Source organism: Pseudomonas sp. MWU12-2029 (genome assembly GCF_023242425.1).
GTDB classification, from domain to species: Bacteria; Pseudomonadota; Gammaproteobacteria; order Pseudomonadales; family Pseudomonadaceae; genus Aquipseudomonas; species Aquipseudomonas kribbensis.
Genome location: NZ_JALJDY010000002.1, coordinates 482,172 through 504,606 on the forward strand (window position 1 = coordinate 482,172; position 22,435 = coordinate 504,606).

General features: G+C 60.1%; 21 protein-coding genes and 1 pseudogene. 15 read left to right on the top strand and 7 right to left on the bottom strand.

Features of this window, described 5'->3' with window-relative positions; genetic code table 11:
* Positions 1-27 precede the first annotated feature (27 nt).
* Positions 28-1,956 carry an ATP-dependent DNA helicase RecQ gene (locus tag M5B44_RS07100; protein WP_248738657.1) on the bottom strand — a complete coding sequence of 643 codons (1,929 nt, stop codon included), beginning with the start codon at positions 1,954-1,956 and terminating at the stop codon, positions 28-30.
* A gap of 386 nt (positions 1,957-2,342) precedes the next feature.
* Complete coding sequence (locus M5B44_RS07105; protein WP_248738658.1) at positions 2,343-2,846, bottom strand: polysaccharide deacetylase; 504 nt, start codon at positions 2,844-2,846, stop codon at positions 2,343-2,345.
* A gap of 303 nt (positions 2,847-3,149) precedes the next feature.
* Here M5B44_RS07105 and M5B44_RS07110 point away from each other — a divergent pair, with 303 nt between their 5' ends.
* The 6 genes and pseudogenes from M5B44_RS07110 (at position 3,150) to M5B44_RS07135 (ending at position 6,811) form a co-directional block, all read left to right on the top strand.
* Complete coding sequence (locus M5B44_RS07110) at positions 3,150-3,431, top strand: hypothetical protein (RefSeq protein ID WP_248738659.1); 282 nt, start codon at positions 3,150-3,152, stop codon at positions 3,429-3,431.
* A gap of 194 nt (positions 3,432-3,625) precedes the next feature.
* A pseudogene (locus M5B44_RS07115) lies at positions 3,626-4,027 on the top strand (hypothetical protein); the annotation flags it as partial.
* A gap of 347 nt (positions 4,028-4,374) precedes the next feature.
* Positions 4,375-4,674, top strand: coding sequence for a hypothetical protein (locus M5B44_RS07120; RefSeq protein ID WP_085712718.1), 300 nt, complete (start codon positions 4,375-4,377; stop codon positions 4,672-4,674).
* A 75-nt stretch (positions 4,675-4,749) separates the two neighbouring features.
* A complete protein-coding gene (locus tag M5B44_RS07125; RefSeq protein ID WP_248738660.1) occupies positions 4,750-4,914 on the top strand; it encodes a hypothetical protein in 165 nt (54 codons plus the stop codon).
* Positions 4,915-5,063: 149 nt separating this feature from the next.
* Positions 5,064-5,543 (top strand): helix-turn-helix domain-containing protein, encoded by a 480-nt coding sequence (locus M5B44_RS07130; protein WP_248738661.1) that lies wholly within the window; start codon positions 5,064-5,066, stop codon positions 5,541-5,543.
* Entirely contained in the window at positions 5,540-6,811 is a 1,272-nt protein-coding gene (locus M5B44_RS07135; RefSeq protein ID WP_248738662.1) for a type II toxin-antitoxin system HipA family toxin, read from the top strand. Before M5B44_RS07130 ends, M5B44_RS07135 begins: the two co-directional genes overlap by 4 nt.
* 80 nt (positions 6,812-6,891) lie before the next feature.
* On the opposite strand, the gene M5B44_RS07140 is transcribed toward M5B44_RS07135, so the two are convergent.
* Together M5B44_RS07140 and hslO are read right to left on the bottom strand one after the other, a co-directional pair.
* A complete protein-coding gene (locus M5B44_RS07140; protein WP_085733328.1) occupies positions 6,892-8,433 on the bottom strand; it encodes a phosphoenolpyruvate carboxykinase in 1,542 nt (513 codons plus the stop codon).
* Positions 8,434-8,614: 181 nt separating this feature from the next.
* The gene (gene hslO, locus M5B44_RS07145; RefSeq protein WP_248738663.1) at positions 8,615-9,517 is read right to left on the bottom strand and encodes an Hsp33 family molecular chaperone HslO; all 903 of its coding nucleotides are present in this window, start codon (positions 9,515-9,517) and stop codon (positions 8,615-8,617) included.
* A gap of 104 nt (positions 9,518-9,621) precedes the next feature.
* Here hslO and M5B44_RS07150 point away from each other — a divergent pair, with 104 nt between their 5' ends.
* On the top strand, positions 9,622-10,422 hold the full coding sequence (locus tag M5B44_RS07150; protein WP_248738664.1) for a phosphatase PAP2 family protein: 801 nt from the start codon (positions 9,622-9,624) through the stop codon (positions 10,420-10,422).
* Positions 10,423-10,490: 68 nt separating this feature from the next.
* Here the strand turns inward: M5B44_RS07150 and M5B44_RS07155 are convergent, their stop codons facing one another.
* Complete coding sequence (locus M5B44_RS07155; RefSeq protein WP_085712712.1) at positions 10,491-10,898, bottom strand: RNA-binding S4 domain-containing protein; 408 nt, start codon at positions 10,896-10,898, stop codon at positions 10,491-10,493.
* 236 nt (positions 10,899-11,134) lie between these two features.
* On the opposite strand from M5B44_RS07155, the gene M5B44_RS07160 reads away from it, so the two are divergent.
* Both M5B44_RS07160 and rimK read left to right on the top strand, forming a co-directional pair.
* Entirely contained in the window at positions 11,135-11,596 is a 462-nt protein-coding gene (locus M5B44_RS07160; protein WP_263860145.1) for an ATP-dependent zinc protease, read from the top strand.
* A complete protein-coding gene (gene rimK, locus M5B44_RS07165) occupies positions 11,593-12,498 on the top strand; it encodes a 30S ribosomal protein S6--L-glutamate ligase (protein ID WP_007949201.1) in 906 nt (301 codons plus the stop codon). The genes M5B44_RS07160 and rimK overlap by 4 nt, the downstream gene beginning before the upstream one ends.
* Before the next feature lie 84 nt (positions 12,499-12,582).
* On the opposite strand, the gene M5B44_RS07170 is transcribed toward rimK, so the two are convergent.
* Positions 12,583-13,896, bottom strand: a complete 1,314-nt coding sequence (locus M5B44_RS07170; protein WP_085712711.1) for an ATP-binding protein — start codon at positions 13,894-13,896, stop codon at positions 12,583-12,585.
* 114 nt (positions 13,897-14,010) lie between these two features.
* A complete protein-coding gene (gene ompR / locus M5B44_RS07175; RefSeq protein WP_007952694.1) occupies positions 14,011-14,751 on the bottom strand; it encodes a two-component system response regulator OmpR in 741 nt (246 codons plus the stop codon).
* A gap of 360 nt (positions 14,752-15,111) precedes the next feature.
* On the opposite strand from ompR, the gene M5B44_RS07180 reads away from it, so the two are divergent.
* From M5B44_RS07180 to tauC, 6 genes are all read left to right on the top strand, one after another.
* Positions 15,112-17,436 carry a Tex family protein gene (locus tag M5B44_RS07180; RefSeq protein WP_248738665.1) on the top strand — a complete coding sequence of 775 codons (2,325 nt, stop codon included), beginning with the start codon at positions 15,112-15,114 and terminating at the stop codon, positions 17,434-17,436.
* Positions 17,436-17,819, top strand: a complete 384-nt coding sequence (locus tag M5B44_RS07185) for a PaaI family thioesterase (RefSeq protein WP_085712709.1) — start codon at positions 17,436-17,438, stop codon at positions 17,817-17,819. Before M5B44_RS07180 ends, M5B44_RS07185 begins: the two co-directional genes overlap by 1 nt.
* Positions 17,820-18,033: 214 nt before the next feature.
* Positions 18,034-19,617 carry a glutamate--cysteine ligase gene (gene gshA, locus M5B44_RS07190; RefSeq protein ID WP_085712708.1) on the top strand — a complete coding sequence of 528 codons (1,584 nt, stop codon included), beginning with the start codon at positions 18,034-18,036 and terminating at the stop codon, positions 19,615-19,617.
* 177 nt (positions 19,618-19,794) lie between these two features.
* The gene (gene tauA / locus M5B44_RS07195) at positions 19,795-20,772 is read left to right on the top strand and encodes a taurine ABC transporter substrate-binding protein (RefSeq protein ID WP_248738666.1); all 978 of its coding nucleotides are present in this window, start codon (positions 19,795-19,797) and stop codon (positions 20,770-20,772) included.
* Between the two features lie 16 nt (positions 20,773-20,788).
* Positions 20,789-21,583: a taurine ABC transporter ATP-binding subunit gene (gene tauB / locus M5B44_RS07200; protein WP_248738667.1), complete on the top strand. Its 795-nt coding sequence runs from the start codon at positions 20,789-20,791 to the stop codon at positions 21,581-21,583.
* Positions 21,580-22,419 carry a taurine ABC transporter permease TauC gene (tauC, locus tag M5B44_RS07205; RefSeq protein WP_064382739.1) on the top strand — a complete coding sequence of 280 codons (840 nt, stop codon included), beginning with the start codon at positions 21,580-21,582 and terminating at the stop codon, positions 22,417-22,419. The genes tauB and tauC overlap by 4 nt, the downstream gene beginning before the upstream one ends.
* The last annotated feature ends 16 nt before the right edge of the window (positions 22,420-22,435 follow it).

A 22,435-nucleotide genomic window follows, 5' to 3' on the forward strand; every position in this document is an offset into this window, starting at 1 on the left:
CGACATTCAGCAGATGGATTCGCCGCTTCAGAGATGCGCCTGAACCCAGGCCCGCACATCCGCGTAGGGATACTCCTCCAGTGCCGCATACCCGGCAATCGTCCGCGCCTTGAGCCTGGTGAACAGCGGCACGCTGATCCCGCACAGAAACCGCGTCAGCCGCTCCGCCGAAGGCGCACTGCCGGTCTGCTGCTCGTGCCTGTGGATAAAGTCGCCGCACAACGCCGGGAAACTTTTATCCACAAGCGCCGGCAATTCCGGAGGCGCCGGCAACCGGGCAATCTGCCCGTGACACACCGAGCAATGCCCGCACTGCTCGGGGGCATTGTGATCACCGAAGTACTCCGCCAGTCGATAGCCCAGGCAGCGCTCGGTGGCGAACAATTCGAGCATCGCGTGAATCCGCGCCACTTCGGTCTGTTCGTGGCGGGAGAAGTAATCATGCAGCTCGCCACTCAAGACCTGGCTGTCGAAGCTGCTGTGCAGCACGTTGTAGACCTCGGTCATCTGTTTGCTTTCCAGCTCGACCCAGCCCTTCTCCTGGAAGTAATCCAGCGCCTTCACCACGCGGTTGCGCTCAGCGGAATGTTGCGTGTACATCGCCTCGAAATTCACCGTGGCCCAGGTCCGTGCGCGGCTCGAGGTATGGATGATCGCCGCGACGAAATCCCTGCGCTCACCCTCGAAGCGCTCAAGCAACGCCTCGGGTTCCAGCAGGTATTTGAAGCGGTATTCGGCGTAATACGCGTAGCGCGGGGCAATCAGACCTCGCAGCTCCAGTTGCACCAGCAACGTCTTCAATGGCAGCGCACGGATGTTGCTCTGATCCGCCAGCGGCCCGAGCAAAAACTCCCACTGACCTTCAGGTGCAGCGGCCTGCAACTCGTCCAGCACATGGCGAATGCCATCGCGCTCCGGTGTGTCGCCGTAGACGAAGTTTTCCAGCACATTGAGGCTGTCGCGGTTGGCCAGCACCAGGCAGTCGGAAGGTTGCCCGTCACGCCCGGCGCGGCCGATTTCCTGGCTGTAGTTCTCGATGGATTTGGGCAGGTCGAAATGCACCACGTTGCGGATGTCGCTCTTGTCGATACCCATGCCGAACGCAATGGTGGCGACGATGCAATTGGACTGCCCACCCATGAAGCGCTTCTGGATCGCGTCCCGTTGTTCGTGAGGCAGCCCGGCGTGATAAGCCTCGGCCTGAATGCCATGGCGCCCAAGATGCTCGGCGATATGTTCGGCGGTTTTCTGCAGGGTGACGTAGACGATGGTCGGCTGGCCTGCCCGCTCGGCCATCCACTGCACCAGCCGTCGACGCTTGTCCTCGCCGCGCACTGGCTCCACCAGCAGGTTGAGGTTGGGCCGATAGAAACCGGTGGTCACCACATCTTCAGCGGCGATAGCGAATTTCGCCTGCATGTCGGCGATGACTTTCGGCGTTGCCGTGGCGGTCAGCAGCAGGGTCTGCGGAATGTTGAACTGACGCTGGTAGTCCGGCAACTTGAGGTAGTCGGGCCGGAAGTTGTGGCCCCATTCGGAGATACAGTGCGCCTCATCCACCACCAGCAACGAGATCGGCACCTGCTGCAAAAAATTGCGAAAACGCTCGTTCTTCAGGCGCTCGACGGAAATCATCAGGATCTTCAGCTCACCCGAACGGGCGCGGGCCATCACATCGTTGGCGTCTTCGCGGCTTTGTGCCGAGTCGATGCTCCCCGCCGAAATGCCGTGACGCCGCAAGAATTCGAGCTGGTCCTGCATCAGCGCCAGCAACGGCGAGACCACCAGCGTCAGGTGTGGCAGCAGGAGAGCCGGCACCTGGTAGCAAAGGGATTTTCCCGACCCGGTGGGAAAGATCGCCGCCGCCGAGCGCCCAGCGAGCACAGCGCTGATTGCCGCTTCCTGACCGGGTCGAAACTGTGGATAACCGAAAACCTGTTCCAGGGTGTTGTGCATTCGCTGTCACTCCGTTGACCGCTGTGATGCCAACAGCCTAGCGGGCGATCGCAGCGAATCGAGAAAAGGTCGGGGGGCAAATCGATACGGGATGATACAGCGTCGGCGGCCACGCCACGGGATCAAACAAATGAAACACTTTGTTCATCGCCGTGTGAATCGAGCTGAAGGTAATGTCCGTCACGCGTCGAGCCAGGACGGCCGATGCCCATGGATTTTTATCAAGGAGTGAACATGTCGAACCGTTTGAAACTGCCCTTGGCCCTGATCTTTGCATCCCTGTTACTGAGTGGATGTACGCCCTCTCCCGACAACTTCCCCCCGCCCTGGGCTTGCGCCGCGACAACCGGTGAAACCCTTTCGGCCTGACACCCGCAAAAGCAGCTTTATGGCCGCAACACGGCCACCCGCAGTTGCTCATCCAGTACCCGCTCATGCACGTCCAGGCTCTTGCTTGCCCATTGTGCATGGGCCGGGCTGATATCACCGGTGAATGCCGCCGCCAGCTGGCGCAGATCGGCGACGCTGCGCACCCGTGGGCAAAACGCTTGTTCATCACAGTTCTGACTGGCATTGCGATAGGTGTTGAGCAGGCGATCCCACAGACCGTCGCGCACTTGCCGGATCGACTTGAGCTGCATCTGCTGCACACCCAGTCGTTGCTTGAGTCCCGTTTCGTCCAGCGCTTCACTGGCCAACAGGGCCTTGCCGAAGATCAGCACCTCAGCGCGGGAGGCTGTGTCGATGTTGGCCTGAGTAGTGAGTGCGTCAGGCCAACCGCTGCGTTCCAGGTTGGCCAGCGCCAACCCGTTGCCCGTGTCGGAGGCCACCGCCAAACGACAACCACTGGCCCACAGCAAAATGATCGAGGCCATTCGTAGCCACTGCATACCTAATTCCCTTTAAGCGTGTGTCGGACGTCTGGAAACGCCCTACGGATTCTGGCGCGCACCATACAGAGGTTTATCGGGAATCGCCCGACAAACACGTGGGAAATTTCGCTGATCAGGGTTTGGCTGTGAAAAAGCTTGGAAAACGCGTAGGGCAAATGCCCGAACCCAGGAAAAACCCCTACGAATTCTGTCCATCGTGGCTGTCTTGTTCCGCTCGAAGGCGTCCTTCTATAGTGGCCGGCGCGACTGAAAACACTGTATCGGCCCGCCATGGCGACGTCGTAAGGAACTCACCCGATCATGAACATGTTCAAACCGCTCAACACCCGATACCGCTCACTCACAACCAGCCATAGCGAAACGCCCGTGCTGGTCATTGATACCGAAGCGAGCCACCGCGATCTCCTTGATGCCGCCGATCAGCGACTGCGTGCAGCCAACAACCTGCTGGAAACTCTTTACTGCCTGTGTTTCAAACAGGCCGATGTGAAAGACATCCCCAACATCGTCAATGCGCTTTATTTATTGACGCAGGACGGCTGCGACTTGCTGGAAGTTGCCAGGCAACGAATAAACAATTGACGACACCCGCCAAACTTACAAAGTTCGCAACAACCCTTCACTACCACTACTGCAAAATTCAGAACCAGCCTGTTTGCTCTTTCATCAACCAAGAGCAACAACATGACTACGCTGACTATTTTCTTTTGCGGTACAGGTTCCACAAAGTTTGATAACACCCACGAAAACTATTGGGATGGCGAACTGGTTTCCACCCGCAAACCGCGACCGGCACTAAAACCAGCATTTTCCCCATGCCCGGCCGTCACGCCACGCTGGTCGGCAATTCTTTGGCCGATGGCGTCAGTGGTCCGAAGGTTGTGGCCGAACCTGGCCTGATCGTCCGTCACTTTGCCGAGGTGTGCCTGAAACGCTGGGGCACCGTGCTCGACAAGAACCTCAACCTCACCGACACCATCGTCAACGCGGCAGCGAAATACAAGGCCATGGAGAAGTGCTCCTACACCTGATTCACCGAACTGGACCAAGGCGAACGCTACGTGTCACTGGGCAGCAAAGGCGTTCCGTTCTCGACGGTGAAAGGCACGATCTACACACCGGCGAGCGGGCTGACGACGAGTGTGCTGGATGTTGAGGCGTATCGGGCGATTCGTTGAAAACAGTGATCGATCTGTAGGAACGGCCTGCTCGAATCTGCATCCCGTTCCTACACGCACCGGCGCCTTGTCTTCTATCGGCGCCAGTGGGCCGAAACCTATAGTTGTGACTGTCGCTGCCAATTCAGCGGCTCGGGCTTGGTCACCCGATTGGATCATGCATTCGCGTCCGCTGTATGCTGCCGGCACTCAATTGCCAGCAGCGTTATGGTGGCTGTGTTTGGGACGCTTTCGAGCGTGCCGGGTATGTGCATGATCCTCACCGGTTGACCAACCCGAACACAGTCGCCTCCAGTCGCTTGGTCACGATTTGGTGGCTTCATTCGAAGCAATTGAGGATCTAAAAAATGAAATCATGGAACGAGCTCCACTCCGATCGCTACCGTCCACTCGACTCCAACCTCACCGACACCAAGCCCCTGGTCATCGACACCGATGCCAACCCGCAAGACATCCTCGAATGCGCCGTCCAGCGCCTGCGTGCCTCCAGCGACCTGCTGCAAACCCTCTACTGCCTCTGCTTCAAACACGCCGACGTCGAAGACATCCCGCACATCACCCACGCCCTCTACCTGTTGACCAAAGACGGCTGTGACCTGCTGCAAGTCGCCCAGCAGAAAATGCTGAGCTGGAAAGCCCCGGCCTGAAGCTGAGTGATCGAATCGCTCTCAGGCACTACCTGAGAGCGATGGAAAAAACGCAATCAAACAATGGAGATTCTCGTGAGCAAATTTTTTGATGAGCTGATGGAAAGCGTCAAACAGTTGGATGAAATCTTTCGCCGCGAGCACGGAGACCTCAACTCGCCACCTGCTCCAAAGGTGCCGCAGAAAATCGAAGAACACCTTCAAAGCGCACCGATTCCTGACAATGAAAAAGACAAATAAGTACCAAAATTCTGCTCATTAGCCATAAAAACAGGTGGAATACTTCCAGTTAGCTGTTTCTGCCTCCACTTGTCTTGCCGAACATTCTTCTCAGCCTTAAGTGCTACTATTCTGGTAGTTAAGGCTTAAAAATGAAGGAATATTGGCACATGGCTAATAAGACAGCATCGCTCTTGCCCACAACTTCCAGACTGCTTTCCGAGTTTGGCGAGCGCCTGAAGCTGGCCCGCCTGCGCCGCAAACTGACGGCCAAGCAAGTCGCAGAACGATCAGGCATGTCGCTGACAACCCTGCGCTCACTGGAGTCCGGTGGCTCGGGAGTAACCATCGGTGCCTATCTGTCAGTCATGCAGGTACTCGGGCTGGAAAAGGACCTGAATAAACTGGCCGAGGCCGATGAGATGGGGCGCCGATTGCAGGACGCACAATTGCTGCCAGGAGCAAAACCCCAACGAGTACGCGGAACATCCAGGATCAAGAAGTCGCCTCTGGTCGGCGAAAAGAGCACAAGAGTGGGGGAAGACAGCGCCTACATCGCCAGCCTGACGGAAGACTTTCCCCTCAATACCCACTCGCTTTCAGAACTGTTGAACAAGAAAAAAAGCGGCGCCAAAACAGGTGAAGAATGACGCGAATTGCGGTTTATGCAGATTGGGAATCCTTGAATGGCGCAAGGCGCCTCGGATTCCTGCATGCCAGAAAGGCCCGTGCTAACGAAGTGTTCGAGTTTGAGTACGATCCAGCCGCACTGGCCGATCCAGAACTGAGCTTCATGAAGCTGGATCCCCGTATCAACCTTTTCGAAGGACACCAGTTCCCGGGTGGGCACCAAACTCAGTTCGGTGCATTCGCAGACTCAAGCCCTGATCGCTGGGGACGCCTACTGATGAAGCGGCGGCAGGAGCGCGACATCCGGGACGGCTTGATGCCAAAAGGCAGCAAGCTGTACGAGTCCGACTACCTGCTGGGCGTACATGACCTCTTTCGCGTGGGAGGCCTGCGCTACAAGCTCAATGATGAAGGCCCCTTCCTCGATGACCGCGATGGCATAGCAGCGCCACCCTTTCTGGAGCTGCGTGCATTGGAGCAAGCGAGTCGCGCACTGGAAAACGACCCGGACAACACAGCATTGGAAGGACGCGAGTGGCTAAGAATGCTGATCGCACCCGGCGGCTCGCTGGGTGGCGCCAGACCCAAAGCCAGCGTTGCAGACCAACACGGTCATCTGTGGATCGCCAAGTTTCCGAGCATACGAGATGACTACGACGTCGGTGCCTGGGAAATGGTGGTAAATGCTCTCGCCAAAAGCTGCGGCTTAAGAGTCGCAACCGCCACCGCCCAGCGTTACGCGAGCCAGCACCACTGCTTCATGGTCAAACGCTTTGACCGGAGCAGATCCGGTGGCCGCTTCCACTTCGCCTCCGCCATGACCATGACCGACCGCGTCGACGGTGACGATGCCTCGAATGACGCCAGCTACATCGAACTGGCTCGAGCGATCATTGAACACGGCTCAGAAGTCGACACCGACCTGCGCGAGCTCTGGTCGCGAATCGTCTTCAACATTCTCGTTTCGAACACCGACGACCATCTGCGTAACCACGGATTCCTTCTCGACCCTGGTCGCGGGTGGCGGTTGTCCGAGGCTTACGACATGAATCCGGTGGCGAATGCGGATGGGTTGAAACTGAACATCACTGATTCGGACAATGCTTTGGATCTGGAGCTTGCTATGGAAGTGGCAAGTCATTTCCGAGTTGACCGTGAGGATGCCGACAAAATCATCAGTGACTTCAAAGAAACCGTATCGCAGTGGCGGGAGTTGGCTGACGCGCTTGGCATTCCAAGGCGTGAACAGGAAAAAATGGCCCCTGCTTTTCGACTTTCGGCAAATTAGAAGAAGTAGCCGTAACTAACTTGTCACGCACAAAAAAGCCGCCCTCAAGAGGCGGCTTTTTCATTCACCAGAACTCAGCCTTACAACTTAGGCCCGGCAGCCTTGATCGCGTCGCTCACGTCGAACTTCTTGAAGTTCTCGATGAACAGACCGGCCAGTGCTTTGGCAGCTTCGTCGTATGCAGCCTTGTCAGCCCAGGTGTTGCGCGGGTTGAGCAGGTTGGTTTCGACGCCCGGTACGGCCAGTGGCACGTCCAGGTTGATGGTGTCCAGGTGTTCGGTTTCGGCACCGATCAGCGCGCCGCTCTGGATCGCTGCGATCACCGCACGGGTGGTCGGGATGTTGAAGCGTTTGCCGACGCCGTAGCCACCGCCGGTCCAGCCGGTGTTGACCAGGTAGACCTTGGAGCCGAAGCCCTTGATGCGCTTGATCAGCAGCTCGGCGTATTCGCCAGCTGGACGCGGGAAGAACGGTGCGCCGAAGCAGGTGGAGAAGGTCGACTTGATGCCGCTGCCCGAACCCATTTCAGTCGAGCCCACCAGTGCAGTGTAGCCGGACAGGAAGTGGTAGGCCGCTTGCTCGTTGTTCAGGATCGACACTGGCGGCAGTACGCCGGTCAGGTCGCAGGTCAGGAAGATCACAGCGTTCGGCTCGCCGCCCAGGTTCTTCTCGGAACGCTTGGCAACGTGCTCCAGCGGGTAGGCTGCGCGACTGTTCTGGGTCAGGCTGACATCGGCGTAGTCGGCGTGCTTGGCGTCGTCGATCACGACGTTTTCCAGGACTGCGCCGTGCTTGATGGCTTTCCAGATGACCGGCTCGTTCTTCTCGGACAAGTCGATGCACTTGGCGTAGCAGCCGCCTTCGATGTTGAAGACAACGCCTTCGCCCCAGCCGTGTTCGTCGTCACCGATCAGGTAACGGCTTTCGTCGGCCGACAGGGTGGTCTTGCCGGTGCCGGACAGACCGAAGAACAGGGTCACGTCGCCTGCTTCGCCGATGTTGGCAGCGCAGTGCATTGGCAGCACGTCGGAAGCCGGCAGCAGGAAGTTCTGCACCGAGAACATGGCTTTCTTCATTTCACCGGCGTAACGCATGCCGGCGATCAGCACTTTTTTCTGGGCGAAGTTGAGGATCACGCAACCGTCGGAGTTGGTGCCGTCACGCTCAGGCACGCACTCGAAGTTGGCGACGTTCAGCACTTGCCACTCTTCACGGCCGGCCGGGTTGTACTGGGCCGGGTTGATGAACAGGCAACGACCGAACAGGTTCTGCCAGGCAGTCTGGGTGGTCATCTTCACGGCCAGGTAGTGATCTTCGGCCGCGCCTACATGCACGTGGGAAACGAAATGCTCTTGCGCGTTGTTGAACGCCTCGACACGAGCCCACAGCGCGTCGAACTTGTCGGCCGGGAACTTGCGGTTGATCGGGCCCCAGGCAATCGCGTCCTGGGTGGAAGGCTCTTCAACGATGAAACGGTCGACTGGCGAACGGCCGGTGCGGTGACCGGTGCGAACAACCAGAGCGCCGGTATCGGCAAGCTCGCCTTCACCGCGTTTCAGGGCTTCTTTTACCAGATCATCAACACTCAGATCGGTGTACACGGCGTTATTGGCTTGCGTCATGAGGTTCCCCGTCGGCCAGTGGCCGAGTGTGCTCCAAACGTTTTGTAGTAGAAAGTCGTGCACTACTACCGCGAAAAAAGTGGGCCGGATTATGCCAGAAAAGCCCAAAAAGAGTAGGGCCCTCCCGTCGTAACGGCGTTATTCCGTCGTTGAGCAGTGAATTTACCTGCGCTGAACCGTTTTAGTGCCGGGTATCTGACGGCGTCTCGACGCCCGCGCCAGCGAACAATTGAGCGATATCCGCCGCATCGAACAGGTAGCGCTGGTTGCAGAACTGGCAATCGATCTCGACGCTGCCACCCTGTTCGGCCACCAATTGCTGCGCATCTTCCAGACCCAGGCTGACCAGTGCATTGCCCGAACGCTCGCGGGAGCAGCTGCAGTGGAAACGCAGTTTCTGCACATCGAACAGACGGACCTGCTCTTCATGGTAGAGGCGATGCAGAACGGTTTCGTTGTCCAGGCTCAACAGTTCATCAGCAGTCAGGGTGTTGCCCAGCGCGGTAATGTGCTGCCAGCTGGCGGCGCGTTCTTCTTCATCTTTCAGGCGATCGGCCGGCAGTTGCTGCAGCAGCAGGCCACGGGCGCGACGGCCGTCGGCGCAGAGCTTGAAGCGGGTGCCGACCTGCTGGGACATGACGAAGTAGTTGGTGAAGCAGTCGGACAGGGTTTCGCCGTCGAGGTCGACGATGCCCTGATAGCGCTGGCCTACGGTCGGGTCGATCGTCAGGGCCAGAACGCCGTTGGGCATCAGGTCGGCGAGGGTCGCGTCAGGAGCGATCAGGTCTGCCTCGTAACGGGCCAGGCCACGGATTTCACGCTCGCTGGAGCACTCGATCATCAGCAGCGGAATCGGGCCTTCGGAGCGTGCCTGAAGAATCAGCAAGCCATCGAATTTCAGGGTGCCCACCAGCAACGACGCGGCAGCCATGAATTCGCCCAGCAATTGCGCAACCGGCTCCGGGTACGGGTGCTTGGCGAGCACTTCGGCGTAGCTGCGTTCCAGCGACACCAGTTCGCCGCGCGTGTCGCTGTCATCGAAGATGAAGCGTTGGGTGTAATCGGTATCGAGGAAATCGCTCATAGGTCTAGGTATCTGATTTTAATGACAAAAAGGTTACAAAGAATGAAAATCCCGCGCTTCTGGCATCCATTTTGATGCCTATGTTCAGCCACGGGAGGCATTTTATGAACAATCCGGGTTTGTTCCAATCAAGGTGGAACCTCGGCCGGCTGGTTCTGTGCAATGCGGTGCCATTGGCACTACTGGCTTTCTGGTTATGGCCTACAGGCCAGATGCTGTGTGTGGTTTTCGACGAGTGGCTGTTCCGCTCACTCAATACTCCGCTGGCCAGCAACCCCATATGGCTCCACATCTGGGCAATTGCAAGTCTGCGCCCGTTCGACGTTGTCGTCGGACTGATTCTGCTGACGCTGCTGATCAAGGGCGACTGGGTGTTCAAGGCGATTGACGTACGTCGCGCGTTCTTCGGATTTTTTTCGATCCTGATGCTGATGGTGGTGATCCGCGCGCTGTTTTCCAAATTCGCCGACCACATGGGCTGGCAGCACAACAGCCCTTCCATGGTGCTCGAAGGCGCCGTCCATATGAGCGACTACTTCCCGCATCTGGAGAAAACCTTTGAGCTGAAGGATCGCTCGAGCCAGAGCTTTCCCGGCGATCATGCTTCGGTGCTGCTGATCTGGGCGTTGTTCATGGGTGTGTTCAGTCGGTCAGCCGGCCAGTTCCTGACGGTCTGGGGCCTGGCGCTGCTGTTCATGCTGCCGCGGCTGGTGGCCGGTGCACATTGGGGCCAGGACGATTACATCGGTGGTCTGCTGCTGGCGGTGTGGGCGTTGGGCTGGGGCTATTACACGCCGTTTGCCTATCACGCGGCGAACTTCTGGCTGAAGGTGACGGCGCCGATTTTCGGGCTGCTGGGCAAGTTGCCGGTGATTTCGCGGATGACTGTCGTGTCCGCACGATAATCGACGACCGCTGAAAAAAATCGCAGCCTTTGACGAGTCCTGAGTCAGGACCGGCAGGCTGCGATTTTTTATTCTCCGCCACTGTTCCCACGAAATTTAAACAGATCCCGGCGCTGCTTCTTGCTCGGTTTGCCATCGGTGGTCACGCCCAGCGCGCCAGCCTTGCGCATCGCCGCAGCCGCCTCGCGCTTGGCGATACTGGCCTCGGTCTCGGCATACAGCGTCTGCGCTTCCGGCGCGCCACGACGCACGATCGACAGGGCTTGTACCACAACGGTCTTTTCATCGAAGCCGGTGCGAATCTCGAATTCATCGCCGATGCGTGGCTCTTTGCCAGGCTTGCAGCGCTCTCCCCGACAATGCACCTTGCCGCTTTCAATGGCGGCTTTGGCCAAGGCACGGGTTTTGAAAAAACGTGCAGCCCACAACCATTTATCGAGACGGACCTTGTCGTCCTCTTCGCTTTTTTGTGCCATGGAATTTCCTCATTCTGAAATATTGATGAACTGTACTACCGTTTCTGTCGTGCCATGAATTGCACCGTCCCGGATTACAATGCGCACATTCCGGGGCGTGCTTGAGATGGTGCCTATCCGGGCCGTAGATATCTGTCGCCTTTTAACCACTATTCTGCGTGAATACCGCAAATCCGGCCCCCTGCGGGCTGATCGGTTTTCACCGGTTGAGCATTTTTTTGAAGACATTTGACCATTTGACCGTTGTCGGTCTACGCGAGTGGGTGGCGCTCCCGGATCTGGGAGTCGCGGGCCTTCGGGCGAAAATCGACACCGGCGCCAGCACCTCCAGCCTGCACGCCACCGACATCGAGCCGTTCGAACGGGACGGCGAGAAGTGGGTGCGCTTCACCGCGCATCTGGGCACGGTGGTGCAGTTGCGCCACCGGCGTTGCGAAGCGCCGCTGGTCACCCGCAAGACCATCAAGAGTTCCAACGGCCAGGCCCAGGTGCGCTATGTGATCAGCACCACCCTGGCCCTCGGTGATCGGGTCTGGCCGGTCGAGTTCACCCTCGCCTGCCGCAAGTCCATGCGCTATCGCCTGCTGCTCGGTTCCAAAGCCCTGATCGACGGCCAGTTGGTGGTCAATCCGGGCATCAAATATGTACAAGACAAGCCGGTGTTCCCGGTATCTACCTCCTCCACAGGTGTTGCATGAAGATCGCTGTGCTGTCGCGGAATCCGCGTCTGTATTCCACCCGCCGTCTGGTCGAAGCCGGAACCGAACGCGGGCATGAAATGGTAGTGATCGATACCTTGCGCGCCTACATGAACATCGCCAGCCACAAGCCGCAGATCCACTATCGCGGCAAACCGCTGGAAGGTTTCGATGCGGTGATCCCGCGGATCGGCGCATCGGTGACGTTTTATGGCTGCGCGGTGCTGCGTCAGTTCGAAATGATGGGGGTGTTTCCGCTCAACGAATCGGTGGCCATCGCCCGTTCCCGGGACAAGCTGCGTTCGCTGCAACTGCTGTCACGCCGGGGCATCGGCCTGCCGGTGACCGGGTTCGCCCACTCGCCGGACGACATTCCCGACCTGATCGACATGGTCAACGGCGCGCCATTGGTGATCAAGGTACTGGAAGGCACCCAGGGCATCGGCGTGGTGCTGTGCGAAACCGCAACGGCGGCGGAGTCGGTGATCGAGGCCTTCATGGGCCTGAAACAGAACATCATGGTGCAGGAATACATCAAGGAGGCCGGCGGCGCCGACATCCGCTGCTTCGTGGTCGGCGACAAGGTGATCGCGGCGATGAAACGCCAGGCCAAGCCCGGGGAATTCCGCTCCAACCTGCACCGGGGCGGCAGCGCCAGCCTGATCAAGATCACCCCGGAAGAACGCATGACCGCATTGCGCGCCGCCAAGGTCATGGGCCTGGCGGTGGCGGGTGTGGATATCCTGCGTTCGAATCACGGGCCGCTGGTGATGGAAGTGAACTCGTCGCCGGGCCTGGAAGGGATCGAGACCACCACCGGCAAGAATGTGGCGGGGATCATCATCGAGCATCTCGAGAAGAACGGCGGGCCGAACATGACTCGCACCAAAGGCAAAGGATAGAAAACAGCAGCGAGCTACGAGCTGCAAGCGGCGAGTAAAATCCGCGTTTGCTTGCAGCTCGAAGCTTGCGGCTCGGGGCTGCTCTCAAACGGCATCTCTTGGCAACATCAATCCCAGCGGCAACCGCACTCGCGCCTCCAACCCGCCACCGGAGCGGTTGCGCAGCTCGACATTGCCACCGTGCATCGAAGCAATCCGTTTCACGATCGCCAGCCCCAGTCCGGTGCCCTTCCCGCCCCGCGCCCGATCGCCACGAGTGAACGGGTTAAAGATCGCTTCAAGCTCCGACGGATCAATCCCCGCCCCACGGTCCATCACGCTTAGCACCACATACGGCGCACTGGTGTCGCCGGACACATAGGCTGCGACATCCACGCTACCGCCGGCATGATTCAACGCATTGCCAATCAGGTTATTCAACAGACGTTTCATCGACACCCGACGCAGCGGAAACGGCTGGATCGGCTCCAGACGCAAGCGCACTTTCTCTTCACTCTGGTTGTACGGCGCCGCGACTTCGCGCACCAGATCGCTCAGGTCCACTTCTTCCACCGACTCGTCCCGACCATCGCGAATGAACGCGAGGAACTGGTCGAGGATCGCGTCCATGTCTTCGATGTCGCGCACCATGTCGTCGGTCAGGTCGGTGCGGTCGCCCATCAGTTCCAGCGACAGTCGCAGGCGGGTCAACGGCGTACGCAAGTCATGGGAAACCCCGGCGAGCATCAGTTCTCGTTCACGACCGGCCTGTTCGACGTCTTCAGCCATCTGGTTGAAGGCGCGATAAACCTCGGTCATTTCGCTGGGTGTATCGCTGATCGGCAGGCGCACGCTGCGGCCCTGACCGAGCTGCCGCGCGGCATACACCAGACGCTTCAATGGCTGGTTGAGCTGGCTGACGAAAATCCATGCGGAAGCGGTCGAGAGCAGACCGATGGCGAGGAACCAGCCGAGCACGTTCCAGATTTTCTGGCCGCGCAGCGGATGGGGATACAACGGCACTTTCAGCCAGCCATCACCCAGGCTCGGCGCGCGCACCCACAACGCCGGCGGCGAATGCATGCGCAGTCGAACCTCGGTGTCGGCACCCAGTTCCGCCTGCATCTGCCGCTGGTAGATTTCGCTGTACGGCCAGTGCTGTTCGCCTTCCGGCACACCGGCACCGACCACCCGGATCAGGGTCGCGGCATCGGCGATCTTCGCGCGATTCTCTTCATCGGCGGCCCAATAGGCACGCAGTGTCAGGGCGACACCGTGGCTGTATTGACGATCCACCAGCACGTCCTCGTTCATCAGCAGATAAACCAGGGTCAGTGCCTTGGAAAACAATACGACGATGAGCACCAGCCACAGGGTGCGGGAGAAGAAACTTTGGGGGAACCAGACAGGGGTTTTCATGGATAACCGCTACGCACTTGCAGGAGCGAGCAATGCTCGCATATTGCGGATAACGAGTCTGCGGAGCTGGCACTTTCGACCGTTCCCCGCAGACCCGCTCCTACAAATCACCCGTCACTTGGTGGAGTTGCCATCCGGCACGAACACGTAACCCACGCCCCAGACAGTCTGGATGTAGCGCGGCTTGGACGGATCGGGTTCGATCATCCGGCGCAGACGGGAAATCTGCACGTCGATGGAACGCTCCAGGGCATCCCACTCCCGGCCACGGGCCAGGTTCATCAGCTTGTCGCGGGTCAGCGGCTGACGGGCGTTCATCACCAGGGCCTTGAGTACCGCAAACTCACCGGTGGTGAGCATGTGCACTTCGTCGCCGCGCTTGAGTTCGCGGGTGGCCAGGGACAGCACGTAGTCGCCGAACGTGACGTTCTCTTCTTCACTGCCCGGCGCGCCCGGTACCGGTGCGGCCTGACGGCGCAGCACGGCTTTGACGCGGGCCATCAGCTCGTCCGGGTTGAACGGCTTGGCCAGGTAATCGTCGGCGCCCAGTTCCAGGCCCTTGATCCGGCTCAGCTCGTCGCCCTTGGCAGTGAGCATGATGATCGGGATCTGGTTGTTCGCGCCACGCAGGCGACGGCAAGCGGTCAGGCCGTCTTCGCCCGGCAGCATCAGGTCGAGAACGACCAGGTTGAACACTTCACGGGACAGCAGACGATCCATCTGCTCGGTGTTCGGTACGGCGCGGGCACGGTAGCCCTTGCTGACGAAGAAGCGTTCCAGCAGGCTGCTCAGCCCCGGATCGTCGTCAACAATAAGAATTTTTTCGCCTTCAGCAGTTTGTGCAGTGCTGCTCATTGGATGCTCCTTTTAGCTCGGCGCGCATTATGGCGTAGCTGCCGTTATACGCACCGTGTGCATTGTTAGCAGATTTTTCCTTCACTGCCAGAAAACCGGGGCTTGAGCCTACAGACCGTGTCGCCCCCGAATGACAGAACGCCGGTTATAATGCGCGGCCTTTTGTGCCAGGCAACGTCTGAATCGTTACCGCAGGTGGCCGTCCTTTATTTTCCGGGTGGCCGCAGTAATTGTTCGATTTCACGGGTCAATGGGATGCCTTTTGACCCAGGCAGCGGCAAGCGTCAGGCCGCCCCACCAGACTCCGGGCCCTTATTTATGCGCCTGCGAGCCTGCTTTCACAATTTGTCAGGTGGTTTTATGGACAGCATCAACAGCCGCATCGCCGAGGAACTCGGCGTACGCCCGCAACAGGTCGAAGCGGCCGTCGCGCTACTCGATGAAGGCTCTACCGTTCCCTTCATCGCCCGTTACCGGAAAGAAGTGACCGGCAGTCTCGATGACACTCAGCTGCGTCATCTGGAAGAGCGTCTGCGCTACCTGCGAGAACTCGACGAACGGCGCATCAGCATCCTTTCCAGCATCCAGGAGCAGGGCAAACTCACCCCTGAGCTGGAGCGCGAAATCAAACTCGCCGACACCAAGACCCGCCTCGAAGACTTGTACCTGCCGTACAAGCAGAAGCGCCGCACCAAGGGCCAGATCGCCCTGGAAGCCGGCCTCGGCGAACTGGCCGACGGTCTGTTCAACGACCCGAGCCTGGCCCCGGAAACCGAAGCCGCACGCTTCATCGACGCCGAAAAAGGCGTGGCCGACGCCAAGGCTGCCCTGGAAGGCGCCAAGTACATCCTCATGGAGCGCTTCGCCGAAGACGCCAACCTGCTGGACAAACTGCGCAACTATTTGAAGCAGGAAGCCACCCTCAGCGCCCGCGTGATCGCCGGCAAGGAAGAGGAAGGCGCCAAGTTCCGCGATTACTTCGAACACGACGAACCACTGAAAAGCATGCCGTCGCACCGCGCGCTGGCGATTTTCCGTGGCCGCAACGAAGGCATTCTCAGCTCCGCGCTGAAAGTCGGTGAAGAACTGCCGGGCACCCTGCACCCGTGCGAAGGCATGATCGGCCAGCACGTCGGCATCCAGAACCAGAACCGTCCGGCCGACAAATGGCTGGGTGAAGTGGTGCGCTGGACCTGGAAGGTCAAGCTCTACACCCACCTGGAAACCGATCTGCTGGGCGAGCTGCGCGACGGTGCCGAAACCGAAGCGATCAACGTGTTCGCCCACAACCTGCACGACCTGCTACTGGCCGCTCCGGCCGGCCCCCGCGCCACCCTGGGCCTCGACCCGGGCCTGCGTACCGGCTGCAAGGTTGCCGTGGTCGACTCCACCGGCAAGCTGCTGGATCACGCCACGGTTTACCCGCACGTGCCGCACAACAAGTGGGATCAGACCATCGCCATCCTGGCCGCCCTGTGCGCCAAGCACTCGGTTGACCTGATCGCCATCGGCAACGGCACCGCCAGCCGTGAGACCGACAAACTGGCCATCGAGCTGATCAAAAAATATCCAGCGATGAAAATGACCAAGGTCATGGTCTCCGAAGCCGGCGCATCGGTGTATTCGGCATCGGAACTGGCGGCCAAGGAATTCCCGGATCTCGACGTGTCGATCCGTGGCGCCGTGTCCATTGCCCGTCGCTTGCAGGATCCACTGGCCGAGCTGGTGAAGATCGATCCGAAATCCATCGGTGTCGGCCAGTACCAGCACGACGTGTCGCAGCTGAAACTGGCGCGCGGCCTGGACGCCGTGGTCGAGGACTGCGTGAACGCCGTGGGCGTGGACGTGAACACCGCGTCCGTGGCGCTGCTGGCGCGGATCTCCGGCCTCAACGCGACCCTGGCGCAGAACATCGTGACTCACCGTGACGAGCACGGCGCGTTCAAGACCCGTGCCGCGCTGAAGAAAGTCGCACGTCTGGGCGAGAAAACCTTCGAACAGGCCGCCGGCTTCCTGCGCGTGATGAACGGCGACAACCCGCTGGATTCCTCGGCCGTTCACCCGGAAGCCTATCCGCTGGTGCAGCGCATCGCCGCTGAAACCGACCGCGACATCCGCTCGTTGATCGGCGACGCCTCGTTCCTCAAGCGTCTGGATCCGAAGAAATTCACCGACGAGACCTTCGGTCTGCCCACCGTCACCGACATCCTGCAGGAACTGGAGAAACCGGGCCGCGACCCGCGTCCGGAGTTCAAGACCGCCGAGTTCCAGGAAGGCGTCGAGGACCTGAAGGACCTGCAACTGGGGATGATCCTCGAAGGCGTGGTGACCAACGTGACCGCGTTCGGCGCATTCGTCGACATCGGTGTGCATCAGGACGGTCTGGTGCACATTTCGGCGCTGTCGGAGAAATTCATCAAGGATCCGCGCGAAGCAGTGAAAGCCGGTGACGTGGTGAAAGTGAAGGTCATGGAAGTCGACATCCCGCGCAAACGCGTCGGCCTGTCGATGCGCATGAGCGACACGCCGGGCGAGAAAATCGACGGCGCCCGTGGCTCGCGTCCGGGCTCGGCACCACGCCAGTCGCAGGGTTCGGCTCCACGCAAGGAAAGCACCCCGGCGGCTCCAGCCAATAACGCGATGGCCTCGCTGTTCGCCAACGCCAAGCAGTTGAAGAAACGCTGATGGAGATTCCGGCCGGGCTCGTCGAGAGCGCGTTTTTCAAGCTGTTGGGCTGCCGCCTGCACAGCCTGGAAACCGGGGTGGCGCAAGTCGCCCTGGTGCTGGAACCGGAACTGCGCAACCGCGGCGGCAAGCTGCACGGCGGCGCGCTGTTCAGTCTGGTCGATATCGCCATGGGGCTGGCCTGTTCCAGTACCCACGGCTTTGACCAGCAGAGCGCGACCATCGAGTGCAAGATCAACTACATCCGCGCCGTCTCCGAAGGCGAGGTGATGTGCACGGCGCGGGTGATCCACCCGGGCCGGCGCACGCTGGTGGTCGAAGCCGACGTGATGCAGGGCGACAAACTGGTCGCAAAAGCGCAAGGCACGTTCGCTGTCCTGTAGCTACTCGTCATCGATTTGAGTTAATTTCGGCGCTGTGATCGCAGCGTCGGAGTTTTCCTCGCCCGCGTCTGCCAGATTCAGGGACTGAAGTTGGCGTTTGCAATGGGGCTTTCATGGCCCGAAAACCAGGCGAAAACGCCAGTTTCAACTTCACCCTTGTAGACCGTCCTGCCCACCCCCATATTGGGGCGACTGACGCGTGAAGGAATCCAAATTGAGCGAACTTCTCAACCGCCGCCTGGCTCTGCTCGGTGAGCGCGCCAACCTCTCTCTGCTCGAACAGTGCCTGCACGGCATCGAACGTGAATGCCTGCGCGTGACCGGCGAGGGTCGACTGGCGCAAACGCCGCACCCTGAAAGCCTGGGTTCCGCGCTGACCAACGAACAAATCACCACCGACTATTCCGAGTCGCTGCTGGAATTCATCACGCCTGCCCTGCCCGATCCGGCCGACACGCTGGCGAGCCTGGACAAGATTCATCGCTTCGCCTACAGCAAGCTCGGCAACGAGTATCTGTGGAGTCCATCGATGCCGTGCCCGTTGCCGGCCGAGGAAGACATCCCGATCGCCTATTACGGCACCTCCAACATCGGTCAGCTGAAGTACGTCTACCGCAAGGGCCTGGCCCTGCGTTACGGCAAGACCATGCAGTGCATCGCCGGGATTCACTACAACTTCTCTCTGCCGGAAAAACTCTGGCCGCTGCTGAAAGAAGCCGAAGGCTTCGTTGGCACCGACCGGGATTTCCAGTCGTCGTCCTATATCGCGCTGATCCGCAACTTCCGTCGCTACAGTTGGCTGCTGATGTACCTGTTCGGTGCTTCGCCGGCGCTGGACGCGGGGTTCCTGCGCGGTCGTTCGCATCAGCTGGAACAACTGGATCCGGACACCCTGTACCTGCCTTACGCCACCAGCTTGCGCATGAGCGACCTCGGTTACCAGAGCAACGCCCAGGCCGGCCTGACGCCGTGCTACAACGACCTGGCGAGCTACACCGACAGCCTGCGCAAGGCGGTGGCCACGCCATACGCGCCGTACGTCGAAGTCGGAACGCACCAGGATGGCGAGTGGGTGCAACTGAATACCAACATCCTGCAGATCGAAAACGAGTACTACTCGAACATCCGCCCGAAACGCGTGACTTACACCGGCGAGCGGCCGATCCAGGCCTTGATGGCCCGTGGCATCCAGTACGTCGAAGTGCGCTGCCTGGACATCAACCCGTTCCTGCCCATGGGCATCGATCTGACCGAATCGCGCTTCCTCGACGCGTTCCTGCTGTACTGCGCGCTGAACGACAGCCCGCTGCTGACCAACATCAGCTGCGGCAACGCCACGTCGAACTTCCTCAGCGTGGTCAAGGAAGGTCGCCGTCCGGGCCTGCAATTGCAGCGCGACGGCCAACCGGTCGACATGAAGGAATGGGCAGCGGAGCTGCTGGAAAAAATCGCTCCGCTGGCGGCGTTGCTGGATCAAAGCCATGGCGGCGATGCCCACAGCAAGGCCCTCGACGCGCAACTGGCCAAGGTCAAGGATTCGTCCCTGACGCCATCGGCCCAGGTGCTGGCAGCCATGGCCGAGCACAAGGAAAGCTTCGCGCAATTCTCCCTGCGCCAGAGCCAGGCCCACGCCGAGTTCTTCCGCAGCGAACCGTTGGCGGCTGACGAACAGGCGAAGTTTGAAGAACTGGCGCGCTCGTCACTGGCGCAACAGGCTGAGCTGGAGCAGAACGAGGTGGGCGATTTCGACGTGTTTGTCGGGTCGTATCAGGCGAGCATTCTGGCGATCAGCAACTGATCGCTTCCATCCGTGATCTTTGATCGTTCCCACGCAGAGCGTGGGAACGATCTGCTCTGCCTTCCCTTAGATTTTTCCGCTCATAAGCTAAGTCTAAAAAGTTATTTATTTTTAGTTTCTTAGATCATTTAGTCTCCTTTCACGCCGACGCTCGGTCGCCTGATATGGAGCTCTTCAATGAAACTGAATGTCCCGCTTCGCCTGCTGGCCGTGGCCTCTCTGGCTGCTGCGAGTTTCCTGGCCCAGGCCGCCGACCTCACCGTCGCCTACCAGACCACCGTTGACCCGGCGAAAGTCGCCCAGGCCGACGGCGCCTATGAAAAAGCCACCAAGGCCGACATCAGCTGGCGCAAGTTCGACAACGGCGCGGACGTCATCTCGGCCATCGCTTCCGGCGACGTGCAGATCGGCTATCTCGGTTCCAGCCCGCTGACCGCAGCCGTCACCCGCAAAGTCCCGGTAGAAACCTTCCTCATCGCCACCCAGATCGGCGCCGCCGAAGCGCTGGTCGCCCGCGACGGCTCCGGCATCAAGACGCCGCAGGACCTGGTCGGCAAGAAAATCGCCGTGCCGTTCGTGTCCACCGGTCACTACAGCCTGCTGGCCGCGCTGAAACACTGGAACATCGACCCTTCGAAAGTCACTGTCCTCAATCTCGCCCCGCCGGCAATCATTGCCGCGTGGAAGCGCGGTGACATCGATGCCACCTACGTTTGGGATCCGGCGCTGGGTGTGGCCAAGGAAAACGGCAAAGTGCTGATCACTTCCGGCGAGCTGGCCAAGTTCGGCGCGCCGACCTTCGACGCCTGGATCGTGCGCAAAGACTTCGCCGAGAAGCATCCGGAAATCGTCACCGCGTTCGCCAAGGTCACCCTCGACGCCTACGCCGACTACCGCAAGGATCCGAAAGCCTGGCTGGCCAATCAGAGCAACGTCGACAAACTGGTGAAACTGTCCGGCGCCAAGGCCAGCGACATTCCATTGCTGCTGCAGGGCAACGTCTACCCGCTGGCGGCGGATCAGGTCAGTGACCTCGGCGCGCCGACCACCAAAGCCATCACCGACACCGCTGCGTTCCTCAAGGAGCAAGGCAAGGTCGAAGCGGTACTGCCGGACTACGCGCCGTACGTCAGCGCCAAGTACATCACCAACTGATCGGGAGTTAATTGCGATGGCCTTGCTACAGCTGGAGCGCATCAGCGCACAGTATCCCGGCAGCCCGGAACCGGTACTGGCGGATATCTCTCTGACCCTGGGGCCCCAGCAATTGCTGGTGGCTCTCGGCCCGTCCGGCAGTGGCAAGACTTCGCTGTTGAACCTGATTGCCGGTTTCGTCGAACCGAGCGCCGGGCGTATCACCCTCGACGGTGTGCCGGTCAAAGGCCCGAGCGCCGAGCGCGGCGTGGTATTCCAGGACGACGCCCTGCTGCCCTGGCAGGACGTGCTGGCCAACGTCGCCTTCGGCCTTGAGCTGGCAGGTGTGGCCAAGGACAAACGCGAACAGCGCGCCCGGGAAATGCTCGCGCTGGTCGATCTCTCCGGTTTTGAAAAGCGTCGCATCTGGCAGCTCTCCGGCGGCCAGAAGCAACGTGTCGGCCTGGCCCGCGCTCTAGCCGCCGACCCGCGCGTTTTGCTGATGGACGAACCCTTCGGCGCCCTCGACGCCTTCACCCGCGAACAGATGCAGGAGCTGTTGCTGCAAGTCTGGCAACGCACCGCCAAACCGGTATTCCTGATTACCCACGACATTGAAGAAGCGGTGTTCCTCGCCACCGACCTGATTCTGCTGGCGCCGAATCCGGGGCAGATCGTCGAGCGCCTGCACCTGGATTTCGGCAAGCGTTACGCCGCCGGTGAATCAGCGCGGGCGATCAAGTCCGATCCGCGCTTCATCGAAACCCGCGAACACGTGCTCGCCAAAGTGTTTTCGCAACGCAGCGCCGTTCAGCGGCAGGAGCGCGCATGAGCAGTTATGACGTTTCCGCCACCGCAGTGAAACCCGCCGCCACGTCGGTGGTGATCCCCGTGCGCCGCAGCCTCAGCACCCGCTGGATCAGCCTGCTGACCCTGTTCGCGTTGCTGGTGATCTGGTGGGCCGTAACGGCCACCGGCCTGATCGAACCGCTGTTCCTGCCGCCACCGTCCGCCGTGCTGCAAAAAGGCTGGTTGCTGGCGACCACGGGCTACATGGATTCGACGTTGTGGCAGCACCTGGGCGCGAGCCTCAGCCGCATCGGTCTGGGCCTCGGTTTCGCCATTTTGACCGCCGTGCCGGTGGGCATTGCCATCGGCGCCAACCGCATCGCCCGTGGCGTGCTGGATCCGCTGATCGAGTTCTACCGCCCTATTCCGCCACTCGCCTATCTGCCGCTGATCGTGATCTGGTGCGGTATCGGCGAATTGTCGAAAGTGCTGCTGATCTACCTGGCGATTTTCGCCCCGATCGCGATTGCCACCGCCACCGGCGTGCGCACCGTCGACCCGGCCAAACTGCGCGCCGCGCAGTCGCTGGGGGCCACTCGCGCGCAACTGATTCGCCACGTGATTTTGCCCAGCGCCCTGCCGGACATTCTGACCGGTGTGCGCATCGGTCTGGGTGTCGGCTGGTCGACTCTGGTCGCCGCCGAATTGATCGCGGCCACCAGTGGCCTGGGCTTCATGGTGCAGTCGGCCGCGCAGTTCCTGGTCACCGATGTGGTGGTGCTGGGAATTCTGGTCATCGCCCTGATCGCCTTCGCCATGGAAATGGGCCTGCGCGCCCTGCAACGCAAACTGGTGCCGTGGCACGGCCAGGCCCACTGATTTTTCAGCACTGACT